This is a genomic window from Streptomyces sp. NPDC096048, assembly GCF_044763415.1.
Classification (GTDB): domain Bacteria; phylum Actinomycetota; class Actinomycetes; order Streptomycetales; family Streptomycetaceae; genus Streptomyces.
In genome coordinates this window covers 564,710-589,043 of record NZ_JBIWGG010000004.1, presented here as the reverse complement: position 1 = coordinate 589,043, position 24,334 = coordinate 564,710, and the positions used below count along the sequence as shown (strand labels likewise).

Here is a 24,334-nt window from a genome sequence, read left to right as displayed (position 1 = left end):
GCTCGCGGACCTTAGGTTTCTGGCCAGGAGATCCACCGAGGAGAGGCCGCGCCGTGAACACCACCACCGTCAACCCCGTCCTGAGCACCGCCCCCGCGCCGCCCTCCGAGGCCGCCGCGTACTTCCGGGCGAGCCTCGCCTTCCACGCCGACGTCTCCGACGTGGCCGCCGCGCTCGCCGCCGACGGCGACCCGGGGTTCGTCCTCGTGGACTGCCGTTCCACCGAGTCCTGGGACCAGGGCCACGTCCCCGGCGCCGTCCACCTGCCCACCGCCCTCGTGCCCGAACAGGCCGGCCGACTCCTCGACCCGGCGGTGCCGGTGGTCACGTACTGCTGGGGCCCCGGCTGCAACGGTGCGTCCCGCGCCGTCCTCGCCCTCGCCGAACTCGGCTACCGGGTCAAGGAGATGCTCGGCGGCTACGAGTACTGGGTGCGCGAGGGCTTCGCGCACGAGACCCGGCAGGGCACCGAGCGCCGTGCCGCCGACCCCCTGACCGCCCCGGCGGACGCGGGCGACTGCGGCTGCTGAGCGGCGTGTAGGTTCTGCGGCATGGTGCGATACGCGGAGCCGGGCGCGGTGGAGTGGGTGGAGTCGGGCGGCGGTCCGCTCATCGCGGTCCCGGAGACGGTCCTGCCGTTCTGGACCGGTGCCGACGGCGAGGAGACGGACTCCGACTACGACCGGGCCTGCGAGGTCGACGGCTACGTCGGACTCCTCCCGGTCGGCGACTGCGCGGCCCTGGTGCTCGGCGACGAACCCGCCTCCACCGCCTACCTGCCCGACCACGGCACCTTCGTCCGCTGGTGCGCCGCGGACTCCGAGGACGAGGTGCTGGCCGGCGTCCCCGCCGCCCTCGACGAGGCCGAGTGGGAGCCCGAGGTGTCCTGGCAGGTGCCCGGCCCCGTGCTCCTCTTCGACGCGGCCTGGCCCGGTACCGCCTGCGACCGTGCCGACCACGTGCGGGTCGCCCTGGATCCCGGCCGGTACGCGGTGCGCGCGGCCGAGGTGCACCCCGGGCCGGAGACCTGGCTGAACGTCGTACAACTGCGACGACTCGCGGACCGCTAGCCACGGTGGTCGGTGGGCCGTTGGCCGCAGTGGTCGGGTGCCGTTGACCGCCGCGGTCGGTGGCCGTTGGCTTTGGGGGTCGGCGGGCCGTCGACCACCGCGGTCTGGGTGCTGTTGACCGCCGCGGTCGACGGGCCGTTGGCCGCGGGCGCGTGGGCCGTTGGCCAGGGCGGTCGGCGGGCCGTTGGCTCGGGTGTCAGTGGGCCGTGGGCCACCGCGGTCAGTGGACCGTCGGCCACCGCGGTTATCAGGCTGCGTCGTTGCGGCGGGCCGGCCATGATGGGTGCCCATGCCACGACTTCCGCACCCCGCCCCCGAGGACCTCCGCCGCGACCCCCTGCCCCTGCGCGGCCGGACCGCCCTCGTCACCGGAGCCAGCCGACGCGGCGGCATCGGCCACGCCACCGCCCGGCGGCTCGCCGCGTACGGGGCGAGCGTCTACCTGCACCACCACGTCCCGCACGACGCCGCCATGCCCTGGGGCGCCGACCGGCCCGAGGACGTGGTCGCCTCCGTGCGCGCGGCGCTCGGCGACCCGGACGCCACCGTGGCGGCCGGCCCCGGCGACCTCACCGACCCCGGCGCACCCGGCGAACTGGTCGCCGCCGCCACCGAAGCGCTCGGCGGGCGACTGGACATCCTCGTCGCCAACCACGCCCTCAGCGGCTCCGACGGCACCCTCGACACGATCGACGCCGCCATGCTCGACGCGCACTGGCAGGTCGACACCCGCTCCGTACTGCTGCTCGTCCAGGCCTACGCCCGGCTGCGCGCCGCCCTGCCGCCCCGCACACCCGGCGGACGCGTCGTGATGATGACCTCCGGCCAGGACATCGCCGGCGGTATGCCCGGCGAGATCGCCTACGCCCTGCAGAAGGGCGCGCTCGCCTCCATCACGCGCAGCCTGTCCACGGCCCTCGCCGAGCACGCGGTCACCGTGAACGCGGTCAACCCCGGGCCCGTGGACACCGACTACATGACCGGCGAGGACTACGAGGCCATCGCCGCCCTCTTCCCCTCCGGGCGGTGGGGCATGCCCGACGACCCGGCCCGCCTCGTCGCGTGGCTCGCCACGGACGAGGCGGAGTGGGTCACCGGCCAGGTCGTCGACTCGGAGGGCGGGTTCAGGAGGTGAGCGGCCCGGCTCAGAGCTGGGACAGCTCGTCCACCAGGTCGTCCAGGCCCAGCGAGCCCTGGGAGAGGGCCGCCATGTGCCAGGCCTTCGGGTCGAAGGCGTCACCGTGCCGCTTGCGGGCGTTCTCCCGGCCCAGCAGCCACGCACGCTCGCCGAGCTTGTAGCCGATCGCCTGGCCCGGGATCGTCAGGTACCGGGTCAGCTCGCTCTCCACGAAGTCCGCCGGACGGCTGCTGTGCGCGCCGAAGAACTCCTGCGCCAGCTCCGGCGTCCAGCGCTCGCCCGGGTGGAACGGGGAGTCGGCCGGGATCTCCAGCTCCAGGTGCATGCCGATGTCCACGATCACCCGGGCGGCCCGCATCATCTGCGCGTCCAGGTAGCCGAGCCGCTGCTCCGCGTCCGTGAGGAAGCCCAGCTCGTCCATCAGCCGCTCCGCGTACAGCGCCCAGCCCTCGGCGTTGGCGCTGACCATGCCGACCGAGGCCTGGTAGCGGGAGAGGTCCTCGGCCACGTGCGCCCACTGGGCGAGCTGGAGGTGGTGACCGGGAACGCCCTCGTGGTACCAGGTGGAGACCAGGTCGTAGACCGGGAACCGGGTCAGGCCCATCGTCGGCAGCCAGGTCCGGCCGGGGCGCGAGAAGTCCTCCGACGGCGGCGTGTAGTACGGGGCCGCCGCGCTGCCGGGCGGGGCGATCCGCGACTCCACCTTCCGCACTCGCTCGGCGAGTTCGAAGTGGGTGCCGTCCAGCGTCTCGATCGCCTGGTCCATCAGGCCCTGCAACCAGTCGCGGACCTCGTCGACGCCCTCGATGTGCTTGCCGTGCTCGTCCAGGTGCGCCAGCGCCTCCCACGGCGTCCCGGCGCCCGGCAGGATCTTCTCTGCCTCCTGCTTCATCTCGGCGAGCAGGCGGTGGTACTCGGCCCAGCCGTACGCGTACGCCTCGTCCAGGTCCAGGTCCGTGCCGTTGTAGTAGCGCGACCAGCGGGCGTAGCGCTCGCGGCCCACCGTGTCCGGGGCGCCCTCGATCGCCGGCGCGTACACGTCGCGCATCCAGTCCCGCAGCTCCACCACGGCCGCGGTCGCGGCCCGGGCCGCCTCGTCCAGCTCCGCGCGCAGCGCGTCGGGGCCGGCGGCGGCGAAGTCCTCGAACCAGCCGCGTCCCTCACCCGTGTCCGCCCACTCGCCGAGCTGCTCGACGAAGGTGGCGGTCGGGCGCGGGGACGCGTACAGCTTGCGCTCCAGACCGAGGGCCAGGGACTCGCGGTAACCCCCCAGCGCCGCGGGCACCGCGCGCAGCCGCTCGGCGATCCGCGCCCAGTCCTCGTCCGTCTGCGTCGGCGTCACCGTGAAGACCTCGCGCACCGAATGCGCGGCGGTGCCCATGTTGCCGACCGAGCGAAGGCCCTCCTCGGCCTCGTGCACGGCGAGTTCGGCGGTGAGGCGCTCGCGCAGCAGCCGGGCGCAGCGCCGCTCCACGTCGCTGTCCCCGCCGGGCCGGCGCTCCGCCTCGTCCAGCCGGGCGAGCGTGGCCCGCGCCAGTTCCGCGAGGGCCTCCTGCCCCGCGGGCGAGAAGTCGGGCAGGCGGCTGGAACTCTCCTGCACGCCGAGGAACGTACCGGTGACCGGGTCGAGGGCGATGAGCTCGTCGACGTAGGCGTCGGCGACCTCGCGGGGCAGCGGGCTCTTGGTCTCTGACATGCGGACATCCTCATACGGATACCGGTGCCGCGTCAGCCCGCTTTGCCCGGCCCGGTACCGCGGGCGGCCGGATTTCGCTCAGGGCGTGTCCGCGGGCGCGGCGGGCGGCAGCAGGGGGCCGCACTCCCACCGCTGGAAGATGAGCCGCGTCTCGACACGGGCCACCTCCCGCCGGGACGTGAACTCGTCCAGGACCAGCCGCTGCAGATCCGTCATGTCCGCGACCGCGACATGGACCAGGTAGTCGTCCGGACCGGTGAGGTGGAAGACGGTGAGCGACTCCGGAAGCGCCCGGATCCGCTCCACGAACGGGCCGACCAGCTCCCGCCGGTGCGGGCGCACCTGAACCGAGAGCAGTGCCTGGAGTCCGCGCCCCAGCTTGGCCGGGTCCAGTTCGAGCCGATGGCCGAGGATCACCCCGGCACGCCGCAGCCGGGTCACCCGGTCCAGGCAGGTCGACGGGGCGACTCCGACCTGGGCGGCGAGATCGCGGTAGGTGGTCCGGGCGTCGTTCTGCAGCAGCCGCAGCAGATGAAGATCCACCGGATCCAGTACGACGGATTCGGCCATTCGTCGAACGTAGCACGGTCCATGGCCCCAGGAGCCCGGTCGGTGTTCACTCTTCGGTCCATGGACTCTGCGCGCATGCACACGTCACCATCCGACGACGTACGCACCACCGCTCCCAGGGGCAGGGCACTGGCCACCGAGGCCGTGCACGCCGGCCGCGACGATCTCGCCGGCCGGGGACTGCACGCCCCGCCCATCGACCTGTCCACGACCTACCCGTCGTACGACAGCCGCGGCGAGGCCGCCCGCATCGACGCGTTCGCCACCACCGGCGCCGACCCGGAGGGCCCGCCGGTCTACGGCCGTCTCGGCAACCCCACCGTCGCCCGCTTCGAAACGGCGCTGGCCCGGCTGGAGGGCACCGAGGCCGCGGTCGCCTTCGCCAGCGGCATGGCCGCGCTGAGCGCCGTCCTGCTGGTCCGCGGCTCGATGGGGCTGCGGCACGTCGTGGCCGTACGGCCCCTGTACGGCTGCAGCGACCACCTGCTGACCGCCGGACTGCTCGGATCCGAGGTCACCTGGACCGATCCGGCGGGCATCGCGGACGCGCTGCGCCCGGACACCGGCCTGGTGCTCGTGGAGTCACCGGCCAACCCCACGCTGGCCGAGGTGGACCTGCGGGCCGTCGCCCACGCCTGCGGATCGGTGCCGTTGCTCGTGGACAACACCTTCGCCACGCCCGTGCTCCAGCGCCCCGCCGAACAGGGCGCGCGCCTGGTGCTGCACAGCGCCACCAAGTACCTCGGCGGGCACGGGGACGTGCTGGCCGGTGTGGTGGCCTGCGACGAGGAGTTCGCGGGACGGCTGCGGCAGGTCCGTTTCGCCACGGGCGGCGTACTGCACCCGCTGGCCGGCTACCTCCTGCTGCGTGGTCTGTCGACCCTGCCGGTGCGGGTGCGGGCCGCCTCCGCGAACGCCGCCGCGCTCGTCCAGCGCCTCGCCGCCGACCCGCGCGTGGCCCGCGTCCACTATCCGCGCGTCGGCGGCGCGATGGTCTCCTTCGAGGTCCACGGCGATCCGCACGAGATCATCGGCCGGGTCCGGCTGATCACCCCGGCGGTGAGCCTCGGCAGTGTCGACACGCTGATCCAGCACCCGGCGTCCATCAGCCACCGCATCGTCGACGCCGACGACCGCCGGGAGGCCGGGGTGAGCGACCGGTTGCTGCGGCTGTCCGTCGGCCTGGAGGACGTCGACGACCTGTGGGCCGACCTGGACCAGGCGCTGGGGGAGCGGGCGGCCGAGGCGATGCCGCTGCGGGAGGCGCTGTCGCGGGCCGAGTGACCGCGCGCCGCCGGCTCACTCCTTGCCGATCGGCTCCCCGTGCGGCAGCCGCGCCGCCGCCCGGGCCGCCGGGTCCAGGCGGGCCGTGATGACGAGGGTCCCCTCCTCGATCTGGTAGTGGAGGGGGAGGCCCAGGCCGCGCATCGCGGCGACCATGCCGGTGTTGGACGCCCGCGTCACGGCGTACACGCTCTCGCAGCCCGTCTCCGCCGCCATCGCCACGAGCCGGCCGAGGAGTTCGCCGCCGACGCCACGGCGCTGCCACCCGTCCTCGACCAGCAGCGCGACCTCCGTCTCGTCCCCGTCCCACAGCAGGTGGCCCAGCCCGACGATGCGCCCCGAGGCGGTCTGCACGGCGAGGGTGCGGCCGTGGCGCGGGCTGAGGAGATGGTTGAGATACCGGTCGGCGTCGCCGACCGGGCCGTGGTACCGCATCCCGAGCGTCCGCGCCGAGCACCGCTCGTGCATCGCCTTCGCCGCCGGAACGTCACGCGTGTCGGCCCGGCGGACCGTGATGTCGTGCCCCTCGGGGAGCGTCAGCACGTCCCGGCTGCGCGGAATGCGCGGACCGAGCCGGGCGTCCAGCTCGACCAGTGCCCGCGCCCGGGCGAACTCCGTCGGGGTGAACGGCAGATACGGCCGCTCCACGCTGATCACTCCGCCCCCCGGCGCCCGCAGCCGCAGCACGGTGTCCTCCAGCGCGCCTTCCGGCGGCACATCGTCCGCCGCGCGCCCCCCGACCGCCGCGGGCAGCGACCGGATGGTGCACCGGCCCAGCAACTGCCTGAGCGCCAGCGGGAGTTCCGCCGCGTCCAGCGCCGTGCGAGCGGCCAGCCCCAGCACCCGGGTCGGCGCGTCCACCAGATCGTGGGCGTCCGCCCGCTCGGTCCAGGTGTGTGCACCGCCCGCCGATGACACCACGTCGGCCAGCTCGGAGGCCGTCAACTCACCCGGGGCGCGGAGCAGGAACTCGTCCACCGTGCCCGCGGCCAGCGGGTGCGTCTGCAGGCTCAGGATGTCGACCCGCCGGTCGGCGAGGGCCGAGCACAGCACGGCCAGCGAACCCGGCGCGTCCCGCACGGTCGTCCGCATCCGCCACAGCGCGCTGTCGCCCGCGGCGGCTGCGGAACCGGTTGCCGGCCCGGATCCGGAGCCGGCCCCTGTTCCCGCCCCCGGCGCTGCCCCGTCGCCCGGCCCGGCCTGCCGTCCCGTGGACGGTGGCCGGGCGCCGGTATCGTCCACCGGCGGGGCGTGCCCGTGGCGGCGTGTCCACCAGGTGTGGAAGCCCGCCGTGGCGATCAGGGTGGCCACCGAGGCCAGCAGCATGGCGGGCACCACGGGGCCGTGCCCGAAGAGGTGCGTCACGGCGTCCGTCACATCAGACATGTCTCGACTCATGCACCCACTGTGAAGGATCGGTGTTGCGTGATCACGAACGCTCTGTGACCGATGGGTAAAGTCGGCTTCCGGGACATTTGTTGCTCTTTTCACCAGTGTTGTGTCAGGCGGCGGCCCTCTCCTCCGCCTCCTCCGGCTCCTTCTCCGCCAGCGCGCCGCGCAGCCGCCGGGCCTGCGTCACCAGCCGGGACGAACCGCGTCGGTCCGCCGCCCCCGACAGGTGCGGCAGGGCGCCCCGGGCGCCCACCCGCTCGGCGCACTCGGCGGCCACGGCGAGCAGCTCGCCGAGCCCGCGGGCCGAGGGGCCGGTCGAGCCGGTGGGGCCGGTGGCGAGATCGGCGAGCAGGACGGGGAGGACTTGGCGGAGCACGCCCCAGATGGTGGCGTTCGCACCCGTCGCCGCCGCGGTGCGCAGCGCGTCGGCGAGCCGCACCGGCTTCACCGCACCGCGCCGCACCAACTGGCCCAGGTCCGCGCCCAGCCGGTCGGTGTCGAGCCGGTCGCGCGCCGCCAGCACCAGCAGGGCGTCCACGGCGGCCAGCCGGTCCTCCGCGTGCCGGGCCCCCAGACCGTACGCCACGCACAGGTGCACAGCCTCTCCCGCCTCGCCGTCCGCCTCGGCGAGGCGCGGCAGTACGGCGGTGGCACCCCGGTCGTCGTCCACGGCCACCGTGGACACCTCCCGCAGCAGGCGCGCGGCCACCAGCTCCGGCCTCTCCGGCAACAGGGCGAGCCAGTGCTGCCGTATCTCGCCGTTCCAGTGACGGCAGTACCAGCGCTCCCGGTACACACTCACCGGCCGCCCCAACGATCGGAGCCCGGCCGGGAGATCGTCCCGCAGTTCCGGCACCTCACCGAACTCCACGAGGATGCGGGCGTCGGCCGTCCGCCGGGAGGCGGGCAGACCGGTCCCCTCGGCGGTCAGCCACCGGGCGAGCCGCTTCCCCTCCTCGGTGCCCAGCGCCGACGCGCGCTCCGCGGCCGTCAGGGCCGCCGCACGGTCACCGCGCCGCACCCGCAGCAGCGCCTGCCCGAAGTCGACCACCGCGACCCGGGCGTCCAGGCGCCGGTAGGCGTCCAGGCGGTCCACCAGTTCGTCGGGCTCCAGCAGGCCGGTGCCCCAGGTGGGTGTGGCCAGCAGGAAGGGCTGCGGATCGGTGCGCAGCCGGTGGGCCACCTCCCACAGGCGGGCCTCGAACGGGCCGGCCAGGGAGCTGTGCACACAGCCGTGGTCCGAGTCCTCGTGCCGGACGGCCCGGTGAAGCGTGGTGGTGCGCACGTTCCGCCGCAGTGTCGCGAGGAGGAGGTCGAAGGCGCTCCCGCTGTCGAGCAGTTCGAGGTGGTCGAAGCAGTCGTCCGAGCGGCGTCCGTGGAGCCGTTCACTGTCGGCCCACCAACGGCGGGCGATCACCGGTTCCAGGGCCCGCAGCAGGGCGTCCGGGTTGTGGTGGTGATGCCTGACCAGTCCGTCCAGGGCGCGCTCGAAGGCGGACACATCACCGCCGGATGCCAGCAACGCGCCGATCTCCTCGGCGACTTCGACCGGCGACTCGGGGGCCGGGGCCAGGCGCACCGGCTCCGGCGGGGGAGGGAGCGCCTCCTCGTAGGCCACGGCCTCCGGCGCCGGCGGCGCCGCGCCCAGGGTCCGGACGGCGCGCGACCGCAAGGTGGGTATCAACTGCTCGGCCACATGCGCCAGTTCCCTCGCGACGCCGGTGGCGGTGACCTTGCCGACGTGCCGCTCGACCAGCTTCAGGGCACGCTCCTGCACGTCGGAGTCCTCGTGCCCGAACGCCTGCGCCACGGCCGGGAGCAGTTCCCCGGCTGTGGTGGCGTCCCGCGCGAGCACCTTGCCCAGCAGTACCAGCTGGGCGCGCACGAGCTTCTTCTCCGGGCGGAACAGCACCGCGTCGGTCAGCTCCGCCAGCCGCCGAGGCGGCAGCTTCCCGTCCAGGGCCAGTGCGCCCAGCACCGACTGGGCGTAGGAGGCCACCGCGGACACCGCGTCCGAGGCGAGCGCCGTCCAGTCGGACACCCGGTGCCGTTCTTCTTCGCGGGTGAGCCCGAGATCCTCGAGCACGCGCAGGAACACCCGGATCTCGGCGGGCGTGCCGCCGCGCAGCAGCCGCGCCACGCACCCGTCGACCATCGCCTTCCGGTCGAGCGCGCCCTCGGTCGTCAGCTGTGCCAGGGCCCTGGGCCAGCTGTCCGGTCCGTCGCCGGCCAGCCGGCCCAGCTGTGTGCCGATGCCGTCGGTGCGGAAGAGGGCGGCGACCAGCTCGGCCAGATGCGGGTCCTGCCGCAGGCGGTCGCACACCGTGCCGCCGCGCTGCCAGGCGCCGGCGATGTGGAACAGCCAGCCCTCGACGTATGCCTGCGTCGTCGGCACCGGGCAGCCGGAGAGCCGGACGAGGCCGGCCATCAGCTCGTACGACGCGTTGGAGCCGGCCGGGCGCTGGGCGAGACGGTGGACCACGTCGGCCAGCCAGCCGGGGTCGCGGTCGCCCAGGACGTGCAGCAGTACGGACGGCGACGCCTGCGACCAGCGCATGTCGAGGGCCGCGAGCCAGTTCGCCACGGCCGCCGCGCCGGTCTGGCACGCAGCACCGGCCGCGTGCAGCGCGGGGTGGGCACGGCGGGACTCCGCGGACCAGCGAGCGGTCCTGAGCTCCTTGCGGAGGGCCTTCAACTCCGGGAAGCACGCACGCCGCTCGGCGTCGGTCATGCCGTCGAGCAGCGACACGACGTCGGCCGTTCGCCCGGCTCGCACCGCCGCCACCAGCACACTCGTCGTAGCCGTCGTAGCCGTCGTAGCCGTCGTAGCCGTCGTAGCCGTCGCCGTCATCGCGCACCCCCGTCGAACCGAACCGCCGCCTGCGCCGGCACGTCGCCCCGCCGTGCCATCCGTACCGCCAGCGCGTGCTTGCACGGCCCGCGTCCGCCCCGGTACCTGGCCCACCACAGGCAACTGCACGTGAGGGCCCCCGCCTCCTCGCGCACCCGGTGCACGTGCCCGTCCTCGGCCGTGACCATCCCGATCGCACCGTCAAGGGTGACCGAGCCCGCGGCCACCAGTGACCGGGCCGACCGCAGGCGGGGGTTGTGGCGCTCCACGCGTTCCGCGTCGTAGGGCAGCTCCCGGTGGAAGTACGCCGCCTCCGCCGTGTCGTACCCGACGCGCCCCGACGTGCCGAGGCGGACCAGCGCCGCGCGCACCCGCTCCGTGGTCAGCCCGGAGTCGGCGGCCAGATCGGCGATGTCGATGCGTGGCTCCCAGGCGAGAAGCACCGAGATGAGTTCGGCGTCCGCGGCGCCCTCGTCGGTGGCGAGGGCGTCCAGGACCCCGCCCTCGCCGGAGAACCCACGGGTGGCGTCGGGGGAGAGCGTGAGGGTGAGGCGCATGCCCAGCAGCAACACCTCCCAGGCGGACGCCGTGGCGGCGGCTCCGGAGGTGACCGCGGGCCCGTAGACGCGCAGCGCGGTGGCGTGCCGCAGTACCCGCTGGAGCGCGACCAGCCGCTCCGAACCGGGCAGGCACACCGCGCCGGGCACCGCACGGGTCGTCGGTCGCAGCGTACGCCCGGACGGCACGACCCACCGGGGGCCGGCCGCCCCGCTCCTGCCGCCGCGGGGCAGCGAGCGCAGGAAGCGGACCGCCTCACCGGCGTCCAGTTCGGCCCGCAGGTCGAAGCCGGCCGCTATGACCTGGGCCTCGGCGAAGCCGCGCAGCCACCGGTCCGGCAGCGGCACCTTCTTCTCCACGACGGGGCCGTCCAGCGTGGTCACGGTCAGTTCCTCGGGGCCGACCCGCAGATGGAGCGGGTCATCCGCGCCGACCCGGGACAGGGCCTCGCGCAGCGGGTTGTTGACGTCGACGTTCGTCGTGCCGCGCCCGACCTCGCCGCCGTCGAGTCCCGTCTCCAGCACGTCCAGGCGCGCGTACACCCCTCCGCAGCCGGAGAAGGACTCGAAACGCAGCCGGTCTCCGTTGCCCGTCACCACCGGGTCGAGCGAGGCGCGCAGCCGCGGCTGGTGGTACCGGGCGGCTGCCACGTCGGCCACCGCGAGCAGCGCCGCCGACGCCTGCTGAGGAGACGTCAGGAAGCCTGAGAAGAACTGCGGATGGTCCACGGCACCGTAAGGCGTCGACCCCTCGGAGGTCTCCAGCCCCAGGCGCTGTCCGCCCGTCACGGATTCCAGCACGGAGGGTCGTCGATAGGCCACGGCCTGCAAAGATCGCGTCATGCAAAGACCGTAGAGCCGACCACTGACAATGGGTCCGACCTGCGGAAACCGCGTCATAGAGCGAGGAGTTGGCGGATGTGCGGCGCGTGGGAAAGCGGGCGGGGCCGCGGGCGGGGCCGCGAGCCGCGCACCGGGGGATGACGCCGGCGCGCGGCACAGCCGACAGGCTACGGGAACTACTGGCCGACCCGGCCCGGCTGGAGCACTTTCGTGTACAGCACCGTGCCGTCCCGCTCGCGCAGACGCACCGTCATCTCGGCGCTGTCGCCGTCGATGTCGACCTCGCCGAAGAACTGGTAGCCGCCCGCGGGCGAGACGTTCGAAGCGGTCGGCGCCTTCACGAACACCCTCTCCGGACCGAAGGTCCCGTCGAGGGCGCTGGCCGGGAACGCACCCGCGTTGAGCGGCCCGGACACGAACTCCCAGAATGGCTCGAAGTCGGTGAACGCGGCCCGCGCGGGCTGGTAGTGCTGCGCCGAGGTGTGGTGCACGTCGGCCGTCAGCCACACCGTGCCGGTGATCCGCCGGTGCTTGATGTGGCGCAGCAGCTCGGCGATCTGCAGTTCACGCCCCAGAGGCGCGCCGGGATCGCCCTGCGCCACCCCCTCGATGTTCGCCTTCCCCTCGGTCGCGTCGGGCACGACCAGGCCGATCGGCATGTCGGCCGCGATCACCTTCCACACCGCACGCGACCGCGACAGCTCCCGCTTGAGCCACTCCAGCTGCTCGCGGCCCAGGATGCCCTGTGGGTCCACGGTCTGGTCACCAGGGGAGTTGGCGTCGCGGTACGTCCGCATGTCCAGCACGAACACGTCGAGGAGCGGGCCCTGGCGCAGCACCCGGTGCACACGCCCCTCCCGCGCGCCGGGGCGGAGGGTGGAGATCGGGAAGTACTCGCCGAACGCGCGCCGGGCGCGGGCCGCCAGTACGTCCACGCTCTTCTCGGTGTAGCGGCCGTCCGTGTCCGCGATCACCTGGCCCGGGTACCAGTTGTTGCGCACCTCGTGGTCGTCCCACTGGATGATGGACGGGACCTGGGCGTTGAAGCGGCGCAGGTTCTCGTCGAGCAGGTTGTAGCGGAAGTTGCCGCGGAACTCGGCGAGGGTCTCGGCGACCTTGGACTTCTCCTCGGTGGTGATGTTGCGCCAGGTGCTGCCGTCGGGGAGGGCGGCCGTCTCCGCGATGGGGCCGTCGGCGTAGATGGTGTCGCCGCTGCACAGGAAGAAGTCCGGGTCCAGGGCGCCCATGGCGTCGTAGATGCGGTAACCGCCGAGGTCGGGATTGATGCCCCAGCCCTGGCCGGCCAGGTCGCCGGACCACACGAAGCGTGTCCCCTGGCGCCTGCGGACCGGCGCCGTGCGGAAGGTGCCGGGGACCGGCTCACCGGTGCGGCGCGGGTCGTCCGGGTCGGCGAGGAGCACGCGGTAATGGATCTGCTCACCAGGCGGCAGCCCACGCAGCCTGGTCGTGCCGGTGAAGTCCGTGTCCGCTCCGAGCAGCGGGCCGCGCCATCTGCGCGCGTTGCGGAACGACTCGGTGGCGGACGTCTCGACGATCATCCGGGCCGGCCGGTCGGACCGTACCCAGACGAGACCGGAGTGGGAGGTCACGTCTCCCGTCTGCACGCCCCAGCCCGCTCCCGGCCGCCCGGAACGGGCGAACGCGGGCGCCGCCGCCCCGAGGGCGGTGGGCAGGGTCAGGGCCGCCGACGCGGCGAGGGAGCCGCGCAGCACGCTGCGGCGACCGGGCAACGGACGGTGTGACATGGATGCGCCTCCAGGGACGGGAACCGGCCGGTGTTCGGGCCAGTGTGCAGAGCCAGACCTACTGGTGCGGCGCGGCGACCACGGAAATTCCGGGTGAACAACCGGCCGCCCGCACCCGCGCCCGCACCCACACTCGCACTCGCGCCCCCGCCCGCACCCGCGCAAGCACCTCACCGCCCCGCATCACACGGCCCCGTCCCGTATCACACAGCCCCGCATCACACAGGCTCGCCCACATCACACAGGCTTGCCCGCATCACACGGCCCCGCCCATCATCTCCACCCCCGCACGAATGCGGGCCGGTGTCAGGTGCGCGTACCCGAGCACCAGCCGCACCTCCTTCGCCGCCGCCCTGTCACCACCCGCCCCGTGCCCGTACTCCGCCAGCGAGCGCACGGCGACCCCGGCCTCCCCTACGCGTGCGAGGAAGTGCTCCTCGGGGCCGTACCGCCCGGGGAGCGTGACGATGGCGTGGAGTCCGGCGGCGATGCCGGACACCTCGGAGCCGGGAAAGTGCTCCTCCAGGGCGGCGACCAGGGCGTCGCGCCGCTCACGGTAGGCGCGCTGACAGACGCGCAGTTGGCGGTCGTAGTCGCCGCGTTCCACGAAGCGGACGAAGAGTGCTTGGTCGAGGGCCGGATGGCCGAGGTCCGTGGTGCGTTTGCGCTCGACGACGTCGTCCGCCAGCCACTCCGGCACCAGCAGCCAGCCCAGCCGCAGCCCCGGGGCGAGGGACTTGCTGACCGACCCCGTGTAGGCGACGCGCTCCGGATCGAGCCCCTGGAGCGCGCCCACCGGGGCACGGTCGTACCGGAAGTCGCCGTCGTAGTCGTCCTCCAGGACGAGGCCGTCCACGGACCGCGCCCAGTCCAGCAGTTCGACGCGCCGCCGCGCGGAGTAGGCGATCCCGGTGGGGAACTGGTGGGCCGGAGTCGTCACGACGGCCCGTACGCCCGAGGCGTGCAGCGGGCCGACGGCGAGTCCCTCGTCGTCCAGCGGCAGCGGCACGGTGTCCACGCCCGCGGCCGCGTACAGGGCGTCGTGCTGAGGGCTGCCGGGATCCTCGACGCCGGTGGCGCGCACCCCGCGCGCGTGGAGCACGCTCGCGAGCAGCGCGGTCGCCTGCGCCACCCCGGAGACCACCATGATCCGCTCCGGGTCGGCCACCACGCCCCGGCGCCGAGCGAGCAGCTCGGCCAGCGCGGTCCGCAGCCGGGGCAGGCCGCGAGGGTCGGGGTAGCCGAGGCTCTCGTGCGGCAGCTCCGCCAGCACGCCCCGCTGAGCGGCGGCCCACGCCGCGCGCGGGAAGAGCGACAGGTCCGGCGTTCCCGGCACGAAGTCGACGCGGTCGGCGGGGGAGCGCGGGGCGAGATCACGCGCGCGCGGACGGGCGGCCCGCACGGCGTCCCCCACCCAGGTCCCCGCGCCCTGCCCGCTGCGCAGATAACCCTCGGCCGTCAACTGCTCGTACGCCTCCGTCACCAGCCCCCGCGACACCCCGAGGTCGGCCGCCAGGTCCCGGCTGGACGGCAGGCGGGTGCCCGGCGTGAGCCGGCCCGAGCGGACCGCGTCGCGCAGCGCCGTCTGAAGCGCGCGCCCACGTGCGCGCGCCGGCGCCGAGGCGGCGGGCAGCAGCAACTCCCAGGCGGCGCTGCTGTCGGCGCCGCGACGGGACCCCCGGCGGGCGCCGCGACGGGCGTTTCGGTCGGCGGAGCCCGGAGGGCCGCCCCGACCGGTCGACGGCGTCATGAAAGAAGTCCCCCCAGCATCGTGTCTTTCAATCACCCCCATTTTACGAGGGGTTGGGCCCGCTGGTGCGTAAACCGTAGTGACAGACCACAGCGAGGGGGCAGGCCGAGGTCGCGCCCCGGAATCGTACGCGCAATCCAGGAGCGCCCGTGGACTCCAAGAACCGTTTCGAGACGAAGACCACCTTCGCTCTCTCCCGACTCGAATGGCTGGGATTTCTCACCGTATCGCTCGTGCTCGCATTCCAGCACCTCTCGGAAATCCGCTGGGCTGTCTTCGTGCTGCTGTTCGCGGTGATCGACGTCGTCGGATACCTGCCCGGCGCGATCGCCTTCCGGCGCAGCCCGGACGGACACGTTCCGCGCGGCTTCTACGTGGCCTACAACACGATGCACAGCCTGGTCACAGCGGGTGTCCTGGCCGGGGCGTGGGCGCTGTTCGTCCGGCCGGAATGGGCACTGCTGGCCCTCCCGATCCACCTCATGGGCGACCGGGCCCTCTTCGGGAACTCCCTCAAACCCTTCGGCGTCGCCTTCGAGCCGCGAACCACTCCGGAGTTCCGCAGGTTCGAGCAGAGGTACCACGCGGCGGCGGATACCGGCGAAAGCGCCGCCGTGCGGACTTCCGTGGAGGACGCCGATGCCGTCCGTGCTTGACACACTCGCCGCGCACAGCGACAACCCCAGTTCCTTTCTCGCCCTCAACAGCGGGAACGACTACTTCCACGACGGCGGCTTCGACGGCGCCTGCGCCTATCGCACCTCGGGCCGCTACGTCCTGCAATTCGGCGGCCCGTTCACCGCGCAGGAACACCGTGCACGCCTGCTGGACGCGTTCGCCGCCCACGCCGGCCGCCGTCTGGTCGCCGTGCAACTGCAGCGGGCGGACGCCGAGCTGTACGCGGCGCACGGCTTCACGGTCAACCAGCTCGGGGCGTCGTACGCGGTCGACCTGAGCCGGTTCACGCTGCGCGGCTCACGGTTCGTCCGGCTGCGGAACAAGATCTCGCGCGCCCGGCGGGCGGGCCTGGAGGTCGCCGAGGTCATGGCCGGCGACGACTGCGCCGAACTGGACCGGATCGACCAAGGCTGGCTGCGGGACAAGGGCCGGCACGCCAAGGAGCTGCGCTTCCTCGTCGGCCAACGCGACGGGAGCCTGCAGAGGCACCGCCGTCTGTTCGTCGGCCGGATCGACGGCGAGACGGCCGGCTACATCAACTACTCGCCGGTCTACGGCAGCCGCTCCGGCTGGCTGCACGACCTCAGCCGGCGCCGCCCGGACGCTCCGCCCGGCGTGATGGAGGCGCTCAACGCCACTGTGATGGAACGGCTGACCGCCGAGGGAGCGGGCTGGCTGCACTTCGGCTTCACCCCGTTCACCGGGCTCGACCCGGAGCACGAACTACCAGGCGCCAGCCGTCTGTTCACCCGCTTCACCCGTCTCCTGGCCGAGCGCGGCGACATGATCTACCCGGCGGCCTCCCAGCTCGAGTACAAGCAGAAGTGGGCCCCGCACGTGGTCCTGCCGGAGTACATCGCCTTCCGCGGCAGGCCCCGCCCGGGCGCGGTCTGGCAGTTGCTGCGCGCCACCAACGCCCTCTGAGCCACCGCGTCCACGGCCGCGCGAGTGCCGTGCCGATTCCGCATTCATCCCACCCTGGAGGACCGCACGCCGATGAGATTCCTAGAGCGTGAACGCGCCACTCTCGCGAAGCTGCTGCCCGAACTGGACCCCGCCCTGAGCGAGGCCCCGCTGATGGAACTGGAGCGGCCGGGCAGCCCGGGCATCCGGCACTTCCGGGACAGCGGCGGTCCAGGACTGCTTGTCCCCGAGTCCCACCAGGGCCGGGGCGCCACCGCGCTCGATGCCCTGCGGGTGCAGCGGGCCATCGGCAGCCGCTCGCCGTCCCTGGCCGTGGCCACCACCATGCATCACTTCTCCATGGCCACCCTTGTCGGGATCGGCGGCCTCGGCGACGGCCTGGAGTGGATGCTGATCGAGGGCGTGGCCTCGTCCAACCGCGTGATCGCCTCCGGCTTCGCCGAGGGCCGCAGCGGCGCGGGCATCCTCGACCCGTCGATGACCGCCACGGTGACCGCGGACGGCGTCCGGATCAACGGCGTCAAACGGCCGTGCAGCCTGGCCCACTCCATGGACGTGCTCACCGCCAGCGTGATGATCCCGCGCGAGGACGGGCAGGGCGACGAACTCGCCGTAGCCGTCGTGCCCGCGGAGAGCGAGGGTATGAGCGTCAGCGGCTTCTGGTCCAGCGCCTTCCTCGCCGGGGCCGAGAGCGAACAGGTCACGCTCACCGACGTCCTCGTCCCGCCGGAACTCCTGCTGCGCACCGGGACGACCTCCGGTGAACAGCTCGACGAACTGCAGACGGCCGGTCTGATCTGGTTCCAGACGCTGATGACGGGCAGCTACCTCGGCGCCGCGAGCGCGCTGGTGGAGCGGGTGCTGCTGAACGACCGCATCCCCGAGCACGAGCGCGTACGCCTCTTCGTCGAGACCGAGGCCGCCATGGCCACCGCCGAGGGCGTCGCCCGGCGCATCGACGCCGGTGACCTCGACGAGTCGGCGCTCGCACAGGCGTTGTACGTGCGCTACGGCGTCCAGGACGCCATCGCCCGAGTCGTCCCGCGCGCGGTCGAACTCCTCGGCGGACTCAACTTCATGACGTCCGACGAGGTGGGCCACCTGGCCGCCTGCGCCAACGGACTCTCCCTGCACCCGCCGTCGCGTTCCCGGATGACCGCCCCGTTCTCCGCGTACCTGGCGGACCGGCCGCTCGCCATCGCCTGACCCCGTCCCCCACCGTCCCTGGTGGGCCGAGACCCGTTGGGAGAACACACCCCCCATGCCGTCAGACAACCAGCGTCTTGCCCTCCTGCCCGTCGGCCGTTCGGGACGGCGCGACCGCCCCTCCCTCCTGCTCACCGGCGGTTCCGGAGTACTCGGGCGTGCCCTGATCGACGAGCTGTCACCCGACTTCGACCTGCTGTGCCTGCGCCGCGACACACCGTTGCGCGATCCGCGGGTGCGCGAGCTGCAGGGCGACCTGGTCGCTCCCCGGCTCGGCCTGAGCCCACTGGCCTGGCACGAACTGGCCCTCGAGGTGGACGTGGTGCTGCACTGCGCCGCCGAGACCGACTGGCGTACTCCGCCACAGGACATCACGCGCACCAACCTGCGCGGTGCCGACAACATGCTCGACCTGGCGGCCCGGGCCGACGCCCCGCTGTACCTGGTGAGTACCGCGTTCGTGGCCGACACCCGCACCGAGGAGGACCGCCGGCGCCTCCCGGGTGCCGCCGCCTACCTCGACTCCAAGGCCAGGGCCGAACAGATGACACGCGAGGCGGGTGTGCCCGGCGCCATCGTCCGGCCCTCGGTCGTCCTGGGTGACTCCGTCGGCGGGCGGGTCGCCGGTCAGCAGGGGCTGACCAGGGCGATCGGCTCGCTGGTCCTGGGGCAGGTCCCGGTGCTGCCCGGAGCCCCCGAGGCCCGGATCGACATGGTGCCCCTGGACTACGTCTCGCGGGCCATCGGCGACCTGGTCCGGGGCGGTGTGGCCGACGGCGAGTACTGGCTGACGGCCGGCAAGGAGGCCATCGGCCTGCGGGAGTTCGCCGACGTCTGCGCGGACGTCGCCGTACGGCACGGCCTGCCCCGGCCCCAGCGGCCCCGGCTCATCCCCGTCGATGCCGTGCGCCGGCTGCTCCTGCCCATGCTGGAGGGCGCCTCGCTGCCCGCGTCCCTCCGGCGGCGGCTGGAGTACTACGCGGAACTGCTGCTGGTGTTCCAGCGGGAGCTGCCGTTCGACACCTCCCTCGGCGAACCCGACTGCGGCACCCGCCTGACCCGGACCGACATCAGGGCCGCGCTCGTACGCAACGCGGAGAGCTGGGCGGGGGACAGGGCCGGCCTGCTCACCCGGAACCGGACCGCCGCGGCCGCTCCGATGGAGGTGGCGTCATGACCGTGTCGCCCCCCTCCACCGGTACCACCGAGCCGTCCTCAGGGTCCTCCGCGTCGTCCTCCGAGGCTGCCGGACCGCGCTCCGGGACCGCCACGGCGTCCCCCGGGACCACCATTCCGGCCTCCGGGACCACCACCCCGGCCTCCGGTTCCGGGGCTGCCGGGTCCGCCTCCAGGGCTGCCGACCCGCGCTCCGAGCCCTCCACGCCGTCCTCCGGGTCCTCCGCCCCGGCCTGCGAGTCCTCCACCCCGCGCGCCGGGGCCGCCGCGCCGACCGACCGGCCCGACATCGTGGACCTCTACCTCAAGCACATCGGCTCCGGCCGTGCCGTGATGGGCCGTGTCATGGGCGGCATGGCCGAGGTCCGCTCCGAGGGAGCCTGGATCCACGCCGATGACGGCCGCCGCTTCCTGGACTTCGGCGGCTACGGCGTCTTCATCATGGGCCACCGCCACCCGTCCGTCGTCGAAGCGGTGCACCGGCAGATCGACACCCACCCGCTGGCCAGCCGCGTCTTCCTCGAACCCGTCGCCGCCCTGGCCGCCCAGGCCCTGGCCGCCCGCACCCCGCCCGGCCTCGACTACGTCCACTTCGTCAACTCCGGCACCGAAGCCACCGAGGCGGCCCTGAAACTGGCCCGCGCCCACGGACTCACCTCGGTGATCACCACCCGCGGCGGCTTCCACGGCAAGACCCTCGGCGCACTGAGCGTCACCGCCAACGCCACGTACCAGACGCCCTTCCAGCCCCTTCTCCCGGACGTCACCCAGGTGGCCTACGACGACCCGGCCGACCTCGAACAGGCGCTGGCCGCCCACCGCGACCGGGCCTGCGTCATCGTCGAACCCGTCCAGGGCGAGGGCGGCGTACGCATCCCCCGCCACGGCTACCTCAGCCAGGTGCGGGCGCTGTGCCGCGCGTACGGCGCCCTGCTGGTCGTCGACGAGATCCAGACCGGCATGGGACGGCTGGGCGCCTGGTGGGGCGTCGACGCCGAGGACGTCCGTCCGGACGTGCTGCTCGTCGGTAAGGGACTCAGCGGCGGTGTCGTACCGGTCGCCGCGATGGTCGCCACCGCGGAGGCCTACGCCCCCTTCAGCCGCGACCCCTACCTGCACACCTCCACCTTCGGCGCCTCACCGATCGCCTGTGCCGCCGCCCTCGCCACCCTACGGGCGATGGAGGAGGAGGACACCGTGGCCCGGGCCGCCGCGCTCGGCCTGCGCATCCTCACCGCCGTACGGGCCGTGTGCGCGCCGTACGAGGGCGGACTGGTCCGCGAGGTGCGCGGCCGGGGTCTGCTGATCGGTATCGAGTTCGCCGAGGAACAGGCGGTCGGCGAGCTCATGCTGGAACTGATCTCACGCGGTGTGCTCGTCAACAACTCCCTCAACTCCACCCGGGTCCTGCGGCTGACCCCGCCGGCCGTGGTCGAGGACTCCGCGCTCGACCTGTTCCTCACCACCCTCGGCGCGGCCCTGCGCAGCACGGCCGACCGTATGACCAGCTGACACCGGCTCCTGGCGCCGGCGCCAGCCACCAGCTCCGGACACCAGCGTCCGGAAACCCTCCGGGAAGGAACCGAACGACCTATGCGCCACGTGGTCCTGCACGCCCTGGCCGACGGACTGGCACCCGCCGACGTCTACGACCGCATCAGCGACTTCCGCCGCTATCCCGAGTACAGCGACACCTTCCGTGAGGTGCACGTCGCGCCTCCGCTGCCCGACGGCTCCACGGTCTCGGACTGGACCGTCAAGTTCCGGGGCGGCCTGATGCGGTGGCGGGAACGCGACACCTACTCGCCCGAGACGTACTCCATCGCCTTCGAACAGATCAGCGGCGACTTCCGGTCCTTCGAGGGGAGCTGGCGCTGCGAAGCGAGGGGCGGCGGGACGCTCGTCGTCTTCACCGCGGCCTTCGACCTCGGCATCCCTTCCCTGGCCATGATCCTCGACCCGGTGGCCGAGTCGGCCGTGCGGACCAACATGGCCCGCGTGCTGCGGGGCCTTGCGGGCGCGGAGGTGATCGATGAGCGCGCGGCTGCGGCTCGTGGCTGACCGGGCGGCCGTCGCGGGCGTCCCCACCTCGGCCGCCGATCCGCCGCACGAGGAGCCGCTGCACGAGGAGCCGGGGCCGGGCGCCGCCCGCTGCCTCGGCCTGTACGCCAAGCTGGCCGCCGGGGTGACCGTCGTGACCGCCCGCGGCGCGGACGGCCCGCTCGGTATGACGGTGTCCGCCGTCACCTCGCTCTCCGCCCGCCCGCCGCTGCTGCTGGCCTGTCTGCGCGACGGCTCCCGCACCCTCGCCGCCGTCCGCGGCCGGCGGGCCTTCGCCGTGCACCTGCTGCGCGAGGAACAGCGGGAGCTCGCGGACCGGTTCGCGTCCCCGGCGACGACCGCGGCCGAGCGGTTCGCCGGGACCGGCACCCGGCAGGTGCTGGGCGTCCCCGTGCTGGCCGGCGCGCTCGCCTGGTCGGTGTGCCTGACCGAGGACGTACGCCGCTACGGCGACCACCACCTCGTCGTGGGCCGGGTCGCCGCCGTGCACGTGGGCGGCGGACGCCCGCTGTTGTGGCACGACCGCCGGTTCGGTGCGCTGACCGAGCCGGCGCCGGACGCCGCCGGATGACCAGGCCATCGGCCGGGACGCCGTACTGGGACCCCGCGGAACTGCCGACGCAGCCCCAGCTGCACGGCGTGGTCACCGCCGACGTGGCCGTCGTCGGGGCCGGCCTGGCCGGGTTGTCCTGCGCCTACCACCTGGCGGAACGCGCCCCCGGGCTCGATATCGCGGTGGTGGACGCCGAGGCACCGGCCGCCGGCGCCAGCGGCCGGGGCACCGGTCTGCTGGGCCCCCGGGCCGGCCCCGCCGTCGACCGGGCGGTGCGCCGCTTCGGCCCGCAGACGGCGCGCAGGATGCACCGGGCCAGCGAGCGGGCGGTGCGGGGCGTCCTCGACCTGTGCGCCCGGCTCGACGTGCCCTGCGGGCTGCGGCCCGGTGAGCAGCTGGTGGCCACGCGGTCGTCCGCGGGCCTGGTGGCACTCGCCCGCCAGGCCCGCGCCTGCCGCGAACTCGGTCTGGACGTCCCCGTCCTCACCCCGGCCGGCATCCGTGACCGGGTCGGCGTGCCCTACCGGGCGGCACTCCTGCACCGCCCCGCCGCGACCCTCGACCCGGCCGCCCTGACCTGCGCCCTCGCCCGTGCCTGCGCCGACAAGGGCGTGCGGTTCTACGGCCGCAGCCCGCTGCTGGCCCTCCGCCCCGGCGACCTGGTCGGCCCCGAGCTGGTCCTCCCGCACGGCAGGCTCTACGCCGGTCAGGCGGTGCTGGCCGTCAACTCCGCCGCGCAGGCACTGGACCTGCCGGTCGGCACCGTCCTGCCGCTCGAGGTGTACGCCGTCGCCACCGAACCGCTGAGCGCCCCGGCCTACGAGGCCCTGGGCGGGCGCGCCGGACACTCCGTCGTCGACGCCGTCCCGATGGCACCGTACTTCCGGCTGCTCCCGGACCGGGGCCTGGTGGCGGGTGGCGGTACCGCCACGGTCCCGGCGGGTATCGGCGCTCCCCGTCTTCAGGTCGTCAGGGAGCGTGCCTGGGCCCGGCTGGAGAGGTGGCTGCGGTCCCTGCATCCGGACCTCGCCCGGGTACGGGTCACCCACCGCTGGTCCGGCCGCATCGGTATGACGGGCGACGACCTGCCGGTGGTGGGGCCGGTGCCGGGCTTCGACGACGTCTGGTATATCGGGGGCTGCTGCGGGCACGGACTGGCCCTGTCCGTGGCGCACGGCGCGCACGTGGCCGCGGCCCTGCTGGGCGAGCCGGAACCCGGCGAACCGCTCCCGTGGCACCGCTCCCGGGCCCCGCGCCTGCCCGCACGCGGGCCCGTGCGGCCCCTGCTGCGGGCGTACGTGGACGCGATGGGGCGAATCGCTCGGCATACGTGCTGACGGCGGGCGCGGCCCGCATCCGTACCCAGGCTCCGCAGACCACGGACTCCAGCTCCGCAGACCGCGGACTCCAGCTCCGCAGCCCCCCATGTCCGCTGACCGCGAGCCACGGACCACGGACCGCGGACCGCAAGCCATGAGTCGCAGGCCGCAGACCCGAGCCGCCGCCCCCCCCCCAGCCCCCCAGCCCCCCAGCCCCTCAGAACCCGACCAGGAGGTTCCACCATGCGACCCCACCTCGGTACGGACGGCCGCCTGCCGCCGGACCTGTCCATGGGAACCGCGGATGTCGCCTTCCACCTGGCGACGGGCGGCAGCCCCCTGCCCCTCGCGTTCACGTTCGGGTTCGACGGCCGTGCGCCCACCCTGGACTCCGTACGCGCCCGGGTCGCCGAACGCGTCCACCGCGTCCCGACGTTGCGCTACCGCATCGCACGGGACCGCAGGAGATTCCGGCGAGTGGACCGGGTCGCGGTGGACCGGCATGTGCACGAGGCGTGGCTGCCCGAGGACACCGACGGGTCGGCGACCAGCCGCCTGATGCTGTCCCGGCCGATGAGCACGGACGACCGGCCGCCCTGGGACGTGTGGCTGGTCCACGGCCCGGCGGACCGCCACACCCTGGTCTACCGAACCGACCACACCTTCCAGGACGGCATGGGCGCCGCCTACACCGCCCGCGCTCTCCTCGGAGACCACCCCGAGGGCGGACCGGCCCCGCAGCGTCCCGCCCGGCCCACCGCACACGGCCTCGCGGACGCCCTGGGCGAGGTGGTGGCCGCCTTCCGCGCGCCCACCCCGAAACCCGCGTTCGACGGAGAATCCACGGGCCGCGTCGACGTCTGCCACGCCGACACCCCGCTCGCCCGGCTGCGCGCCATCGCCCGCGCCCACGGCGGCACGGTCACGGACGTCTATCTCGCGGCCCTGTCCCACGCCGTCCGCGCCTGGTACCTGAAGGACACCGGCGCGGCCCATCCACCGCTGCCCGTGTCGATCCCGATGTCGGTCCGGGCCCCGGGGGAGGAGTACGCCCCGGGCAACCGCATGGTCACCGCCCGGCTCCTGCTGCCCTGCGACGAGGAGACACCCCAGCGGGCCCTGGCCCGGGTCGTCGCCCGCACGGGCCGGCTGCGGGAGAGCCGGCGGCGCGACGCCATGCGCCTGCTGCTGTCCGCCGCCCCGCGGTCGCTCGGCGCCGCCGTCGGCACCCGACTGGTCCGCGGGGCGTTCGTGGCCGGCCCGGTGAGCAGCGTGAACTTCGGCACGGCCCTGGTCCACCAGGGGGTCGCGGCCCGTCGCGCGGCCGTCTTCGCCGGCGTCGCGTCAGGCATCCGGTGTGTGACGACGCTGACGACCCAGCACGACACCGTGTGCCTGACCGTCGTTCACGACGAGGCCCTGGCGACCGCGGACGAACTCCCCGACCTGTGGCTCGCGGCGCTGTTGGAGCTGGAGCGGCCGTAGCCACGGCACCACGCG

The 24,334-nt window shown here is 74.0% G+C and carries 20 protein-coding genes; 13 read left to right on the top strand and 7 right to left on the bottom strand.

Features of this window, described 5'->3' with window-relative positions; translation table 11 throughout:
- Window positions 1-53: 53 nt before the first annotated feature.
- From ACIQ6R_RS13980 to ACIQ6R_RS13970, 3 genes are all read left to right on the top strand, one after another.
- Window positions 54-530: a rhodanese-like domain-containing protein gene (locus ACIQ6R_RS13980; RefSeq protein WP_404221204.1), complete on the top strand. Its 477-nt coding sequence runs from the start codon at window positions 54-56 to the stop codon at window positions 528-530.
- A 21-nt stretch (window positions 531-551) separates the two neighbouring features.
- Window positions 552-1,070 carry an immunity 21 family protein gene (locus ACIQ6R_RS13975; RefSeq protein WP_404221202.1) on the top strand — a complete coding sequence of 173 codons (519 nt, stop codon included), beginning with the start codon at window positions 552-554 and terminating at the stop codon, window positions 1,068-1,070.
- 289 nt (window positions 1,071-1,359) lie between these two features.
- Window positions 1,360-2,205: an SDR family oxidoreductase gene (locus tag ACIQ6R_RS13970; RefSeq protein WP_404181116.1), complete on the top strand. Its 846-nt coding sequence runs from the start codon at window positions 1,360-1,362 to the stop codon at window positions 2,203-2,205.
- Between the two features lie 10 nt (window positions 2,206-2,215).
- Here the strand turns inward: ACIQ6R_RS13970 and ACIQ6R_RS13965 are convergent, their stop codons facing one another.
- Window positions 2,216-3,904, bottom strand: coding sequence for a DUF885 domain-containing protein (locus ACIQ6R_RS13965; protein WP_404181113.1), 1,689 nt, complete (start codon window positions 3,902-3,904; stop codon window positions 2,216-2,218).
- A gap of 78 nt (window positions 3,905-3,982) precedes the next feature.
- The gene (locus tag ACIQ6R_RS13960; protein ID WP_404181110.1) at window positions 3,983-4,474 is read right to left on the bottom strand and encodes an Lrp/AsnC family transcriptional regulator; all 492 of its coding nucleotides are present in this window, start codon (window positions 4,472-4,474) and stop codon (window positions 3,983-3,985) included.
- Window positions 4,475-4,534: 60 nt separating this feature from the next.
- On the opposite strand from ACIQ6R_RS13960, the gene ACIQ6R_RS13955 reads away from it, so the two are divergent.
- Window positions 4,535-5,758 carry a trans-sulfuration enzyme family protein gene (locus ACIQ6R_RS13955; protein ID WP_404221200.1) on the top strand — a complete coding sequence of 408 codons (1,224 nt, stop codon included), beginning with the start codon at window positions 4,535-4,537 and terminating at the stop codon, window positions 5,756-5,758.
- Window positions 5,759-5,773: 15 nt separating this feature from the next.
- On the opposite strand, the gene ACIQ6R_RS13950 is transcribed toward ACIQ6R_RS13955, so the two are convergent.
- From ACIQ6R_RS13950 to ACIQ6R_RS13930, 5 genes are all read right to left on the bottom strand, one after another.
- Entirely contained in the window at window positions 5,774-7,144 is a 1,371-nt protein-coding gene (locus ACIQ6R_RS13950) for a GNAT family N-acetyltransferase (RefSeq protein WP_404221198.1), read from the bottom strand.
- Between the two features lie 115 nt (window positions 7,145-7,259).
- A complete protein-coding gene (locus ACIQ6R_RS13945; RefSeq protein WP_404221195.1) occupies window positions 7,260-10,001 on the bottom strand; it encodes a DUF6493 family protein in 2,742 nt (913 codons plus the stop codon).
- Window positions 9,998-11,401, bottom strand: a complete 1,404-nt coding sequence (locus ACIQ6R_RS13940; protein ID WP_404221193.1) for an SWIM zinc finger family protein — start codon at window positions 11,399-11,401, stop codon at window positions 9,998-10,000. Before ACIQ6R_RS13940 ends, ACIQ6R_RS13945 begins: the two co-directional genes overlap by 4 nt.
- Before the next feature lie 176 nt (window positions 11,402-11,577).
- Window positions 11,578-13,167 (bottom strand): alkaline phosphatase D family protein, encoded by a 1,590-nt coding sequence (locus tag ACIQ6R_RS13935; RefSeq protein ID WP_404181096.1) that lies wholly within the window; start codon window positions 13,165-13,167, stop codon window positions 11,578-11,580.
- A 256-nt stretch (window positions 13,168-13,423) separates the two neighbouring features.
- Window positions 13,424-14,917 carry a PLP-dependent aminotransferase family protein gene (locus ACIQ6R_RS13930; RefSeq protein ID WP_404221191.1) on the bottom strand — a complete coding sequence of 498 codons (1,494 nt, stop codon included), beginning with the start codon at window positions 14,915-14,917 and terminating at the stop codon, window positions 13,424-13,426.
- 149 nt (window positions 14,918-15,066) lie between these two features.
- Here ACIQ6R_RS13930 and ACIQ6R_RS13925 point away from each other — a divergent pair, with 149 nt between their 5' ends.
- From ACIQ6R_RS13925 to ACIQ6R_RS13885, 9 genes are all read left to right on the top strand, one after another.
- On the top strand, window positions 15,067-15,573 hold the full coding sequence (locus ACIQ6R_RS13925; RefSeq protein ID WP_404221189.1) for a hypothetical protein: 507 nt from the start codon (window positions 15,067-15,069) through the stop codon (window positions 15,571-15,573).
- Complete coding sequence (locus ACIQ6R_RS13920) at window positions 15,557-16,519, top strand: bifunctional lysylphosphatidylglycerol flippase/synthetase MprF (RefSeq protein WP_404221187.1); 963 nt, start codon at window positions 15,557-15,559, stop codon at window positions 16,517-16,519. The genes ACIQ6R_RS13925 and ACIQ6R_RS13920 overlap by 17 nt, the downstream gene beginning before the upstream one ends.
- A gap of 72 nt (window positions 16,520-16,591) precedes the next feature.
- Window positions 16,592-17,725: an acyl-CoA dehydrogenase gene (locus ACIQ6R_RS13915; protein ID WP_404181085.1), complete on the top strand. Its 1,134-nt coding sequence runs from the start codon at window positions 16,592-16,594 to the stop codon at window positions 17,723-17,725.
- A 55-nt stretch (window positions 17,726-17,780) separates the two neighbouring features.
- Window positions 17,781-18,902: an SDR family oxidoreductase gene (locus tag ACIQ6R_RS13910; RefSeq protein WP_404221185.1), complete on the top strand. Its 1,122-nt coding sequence runs from the start codon at window positions 17,781-17,783 to the stop codon at window positions 18,900-18,902.
- Window positions 18,899-20,413, top strand: a complete 1,515-nt coding sequence (locus ACIQ6R_RS13905) for an aspartate aminotransferase family protein (RefSeq protein WP_404221183.1) — start codon at window positions 18,899-18,901, stop codon at window positions 20,411-20,413. The genes ACIQ6R_RS13910 and ACIQ6R_RS13905 overlap by 4 nt, the downstream gene beginning before the upstream one ends.
- 81 nt (window positions 20,414-20,494) lie before the next feature.
- Complete coding sequence (locus tag ACIQ6R_RS13900; protein WP_404221181.1) at window positions 20,495-20,962, top strand: aromatase/cyclase; 468 nt, start codon at window positions 20,495-20,497, stop codon at window positions 20,960-20,962.
- Window positions 20,934-21,533: a flavin reductase family protein gene (locus tag ACIQ6R_RS13895; RefSeq protein ID WP_404221179.1), complete on the top strand. Its 600-nt coding sequence runs from the start codon at window positions 20,934-20,936 to the stop codon at window positions 21,531-21,533. Before ACIQ6R_RS13900 ends, ACIQ6R_RS13895 begins: the two co-directional genes overlap by 29 nt.
- Complete coding sequence (locus tag ACIQ6R_RS13890) at window positions 21,530-22,852, top strand: NAD(P)/FAD-dependent oxidoreductase (protein ID WP_404221177.1); 1,323 nt, start codon at window positions 21,530-21,532, stop codon at window positions 22,850-22,852. Before ACIQ6R_RS13895 ends, ACIQ6R_RS13890 begins: the two co-directional genes overlap by 4 nt.
- A gap of 225 nt (window positions 22,853-23,077) precedes the next feature.
- Entirely contained in the window at window positions 23,078-24,319 is a 1,242-nt protein-coding gene (locus ACIQ6R_RS13885) for a wax ester/triacylglycerol synthase domain-containing protein (protein WP_404221175.1), read from the top strand.
- Window positions 24,320-24,334 lie beyond the last annotated feature (15 nt).

Bases quoted from the DNA above. Each gene is read 5' to 3' on its own strand.
- ACIQ6R_RS13915 (WP_404181085.1), top strand. From the start codon at position 16,592: ATGAGATTCCTAGAGCGTGAACGCGCCACTCTCGCGAAGCTGCTGCCC.
- ACIQ6R_RS13895 (WP_404221179.1), top strand. From the start codon at position 20,934: ATGAGCGCGCGGCTGCGGCTCGTGGCTGACCGGGCGGCCGTCGCGGGC.
- ACIQ6R_RS13970 (WP_404181116.1), top strand. From the start codon at position 1,360: ATGCCACGACTTCCGCACCCCGCCCCCGAGGACCTCCGCCGCGACCCC.
- ACIQ6R_RS13890 (WP_404221177.1), top strand. From the start codon at position 21,530: ATGACCAGGCCATCGGCCGGGACGCCGTACTGGGACCCCGCGGAACTG.
- ACIQ6R_RS13900 (WP_404221181.1), top strand. From the start codon at position 20,495: ATGCGCCACGTGGTCCTGCACGCCCTGGCCGACGGACTGGCACCCGCC.
- ACIQ6R_RS13935 (WP_404181096.1), bottom strand. From the start codon at position 13,167: ATGTCACACCGTCCGTTGCCCGGTCGCCGCAGCGTGCTGCGCGGCTCC.
- ACIQ6R_RS13885 (WP_404221175.1), top strand. From the start codon at position 23,078: ATGCGACCCCACCTCGGTACGGACGGCCGCCTGCCGCCGGACCTGTCC.
- ACIQ6R_RS13905 (WP_404221183.1), top strand. From the start codon at position 18,899: ATGACCGTGTCGCCCCCCTCCACCGGTACCACCGAGCCGTCCTCAGGG.
- ACIQ6R_RS13950 (WP_404221198.1), bottom strand. From the start codon at position 7,144: ATGTCTGATGTGACGGACGCCGTGACGCACCTCTTCGGGCACGGCCCC.
- ACIQ6R_RS13975 (WP_404221202.1), top strand. From the start codon at position 552: ATGGTGCGATACGCGGAGCCGGGCGCGGTGGAGTGGGTGGAGTCGGGC.
- ACIQ6R_RS13930 (WP_404221191.1), bottom strand. From the start codon at position 14,917: ATGACGCCGTCGACCGGTCGGGGCGGCCCTCCGGGCTCCGCCGACCGA.
- ACIQ6R_RS13940 (WP_404221193.1), bottom strand. From the start codon at position 11,401: ATGACGCGATCTTTGCAGGCCGTGGCCTATCGACGACCCTCCGTGCTG.
- ACIQ6R_RS13955 (WP_404221200.1), top strand. From the start codon at position 4,535: ATGGACTCTGCGCGCATGCACACGTCACCATCCGACGACGTACGCACC.
- ACIQ6R_RS13945 (WP_404221195.1), bottom strand. From the start codon at position 10,001: ATGACGGCGACGGCTACGACGGCTACGACGGCTACGACGGCTACGACG.
- ACIQ6R_RS13910 (WP_404221185.1), top strand. From the start codon at position 17,781: ATGCCGTCAGACAACCAGCGTCTTGCCCTCCTGCCCGTCGGCCGTTCG.
- ACIQ6R_RS13920 (WP_404221187.1), top strand. From the start codon at position 15,557: ATGCCGTCCGTGCTTGACACACTCGCCGCGCACAGCGACAACCCCAGT.
- ACIQ6R_RS13960 (WP_404181110.1), bottom strand. From the start codon at position 4,474: ATGGCCGAATCCGTCGTACTGGATCCGGTGGATCTTCATCTGCTGCGG.
- ACIQ6R_RS13965 (WP_404181113.1), bottom strand. From the start codon at position 3,904: ATGTCAGAGACCAAGAGCCCGCTGCCCCGCGAGGTCGCCGACGCCTAC.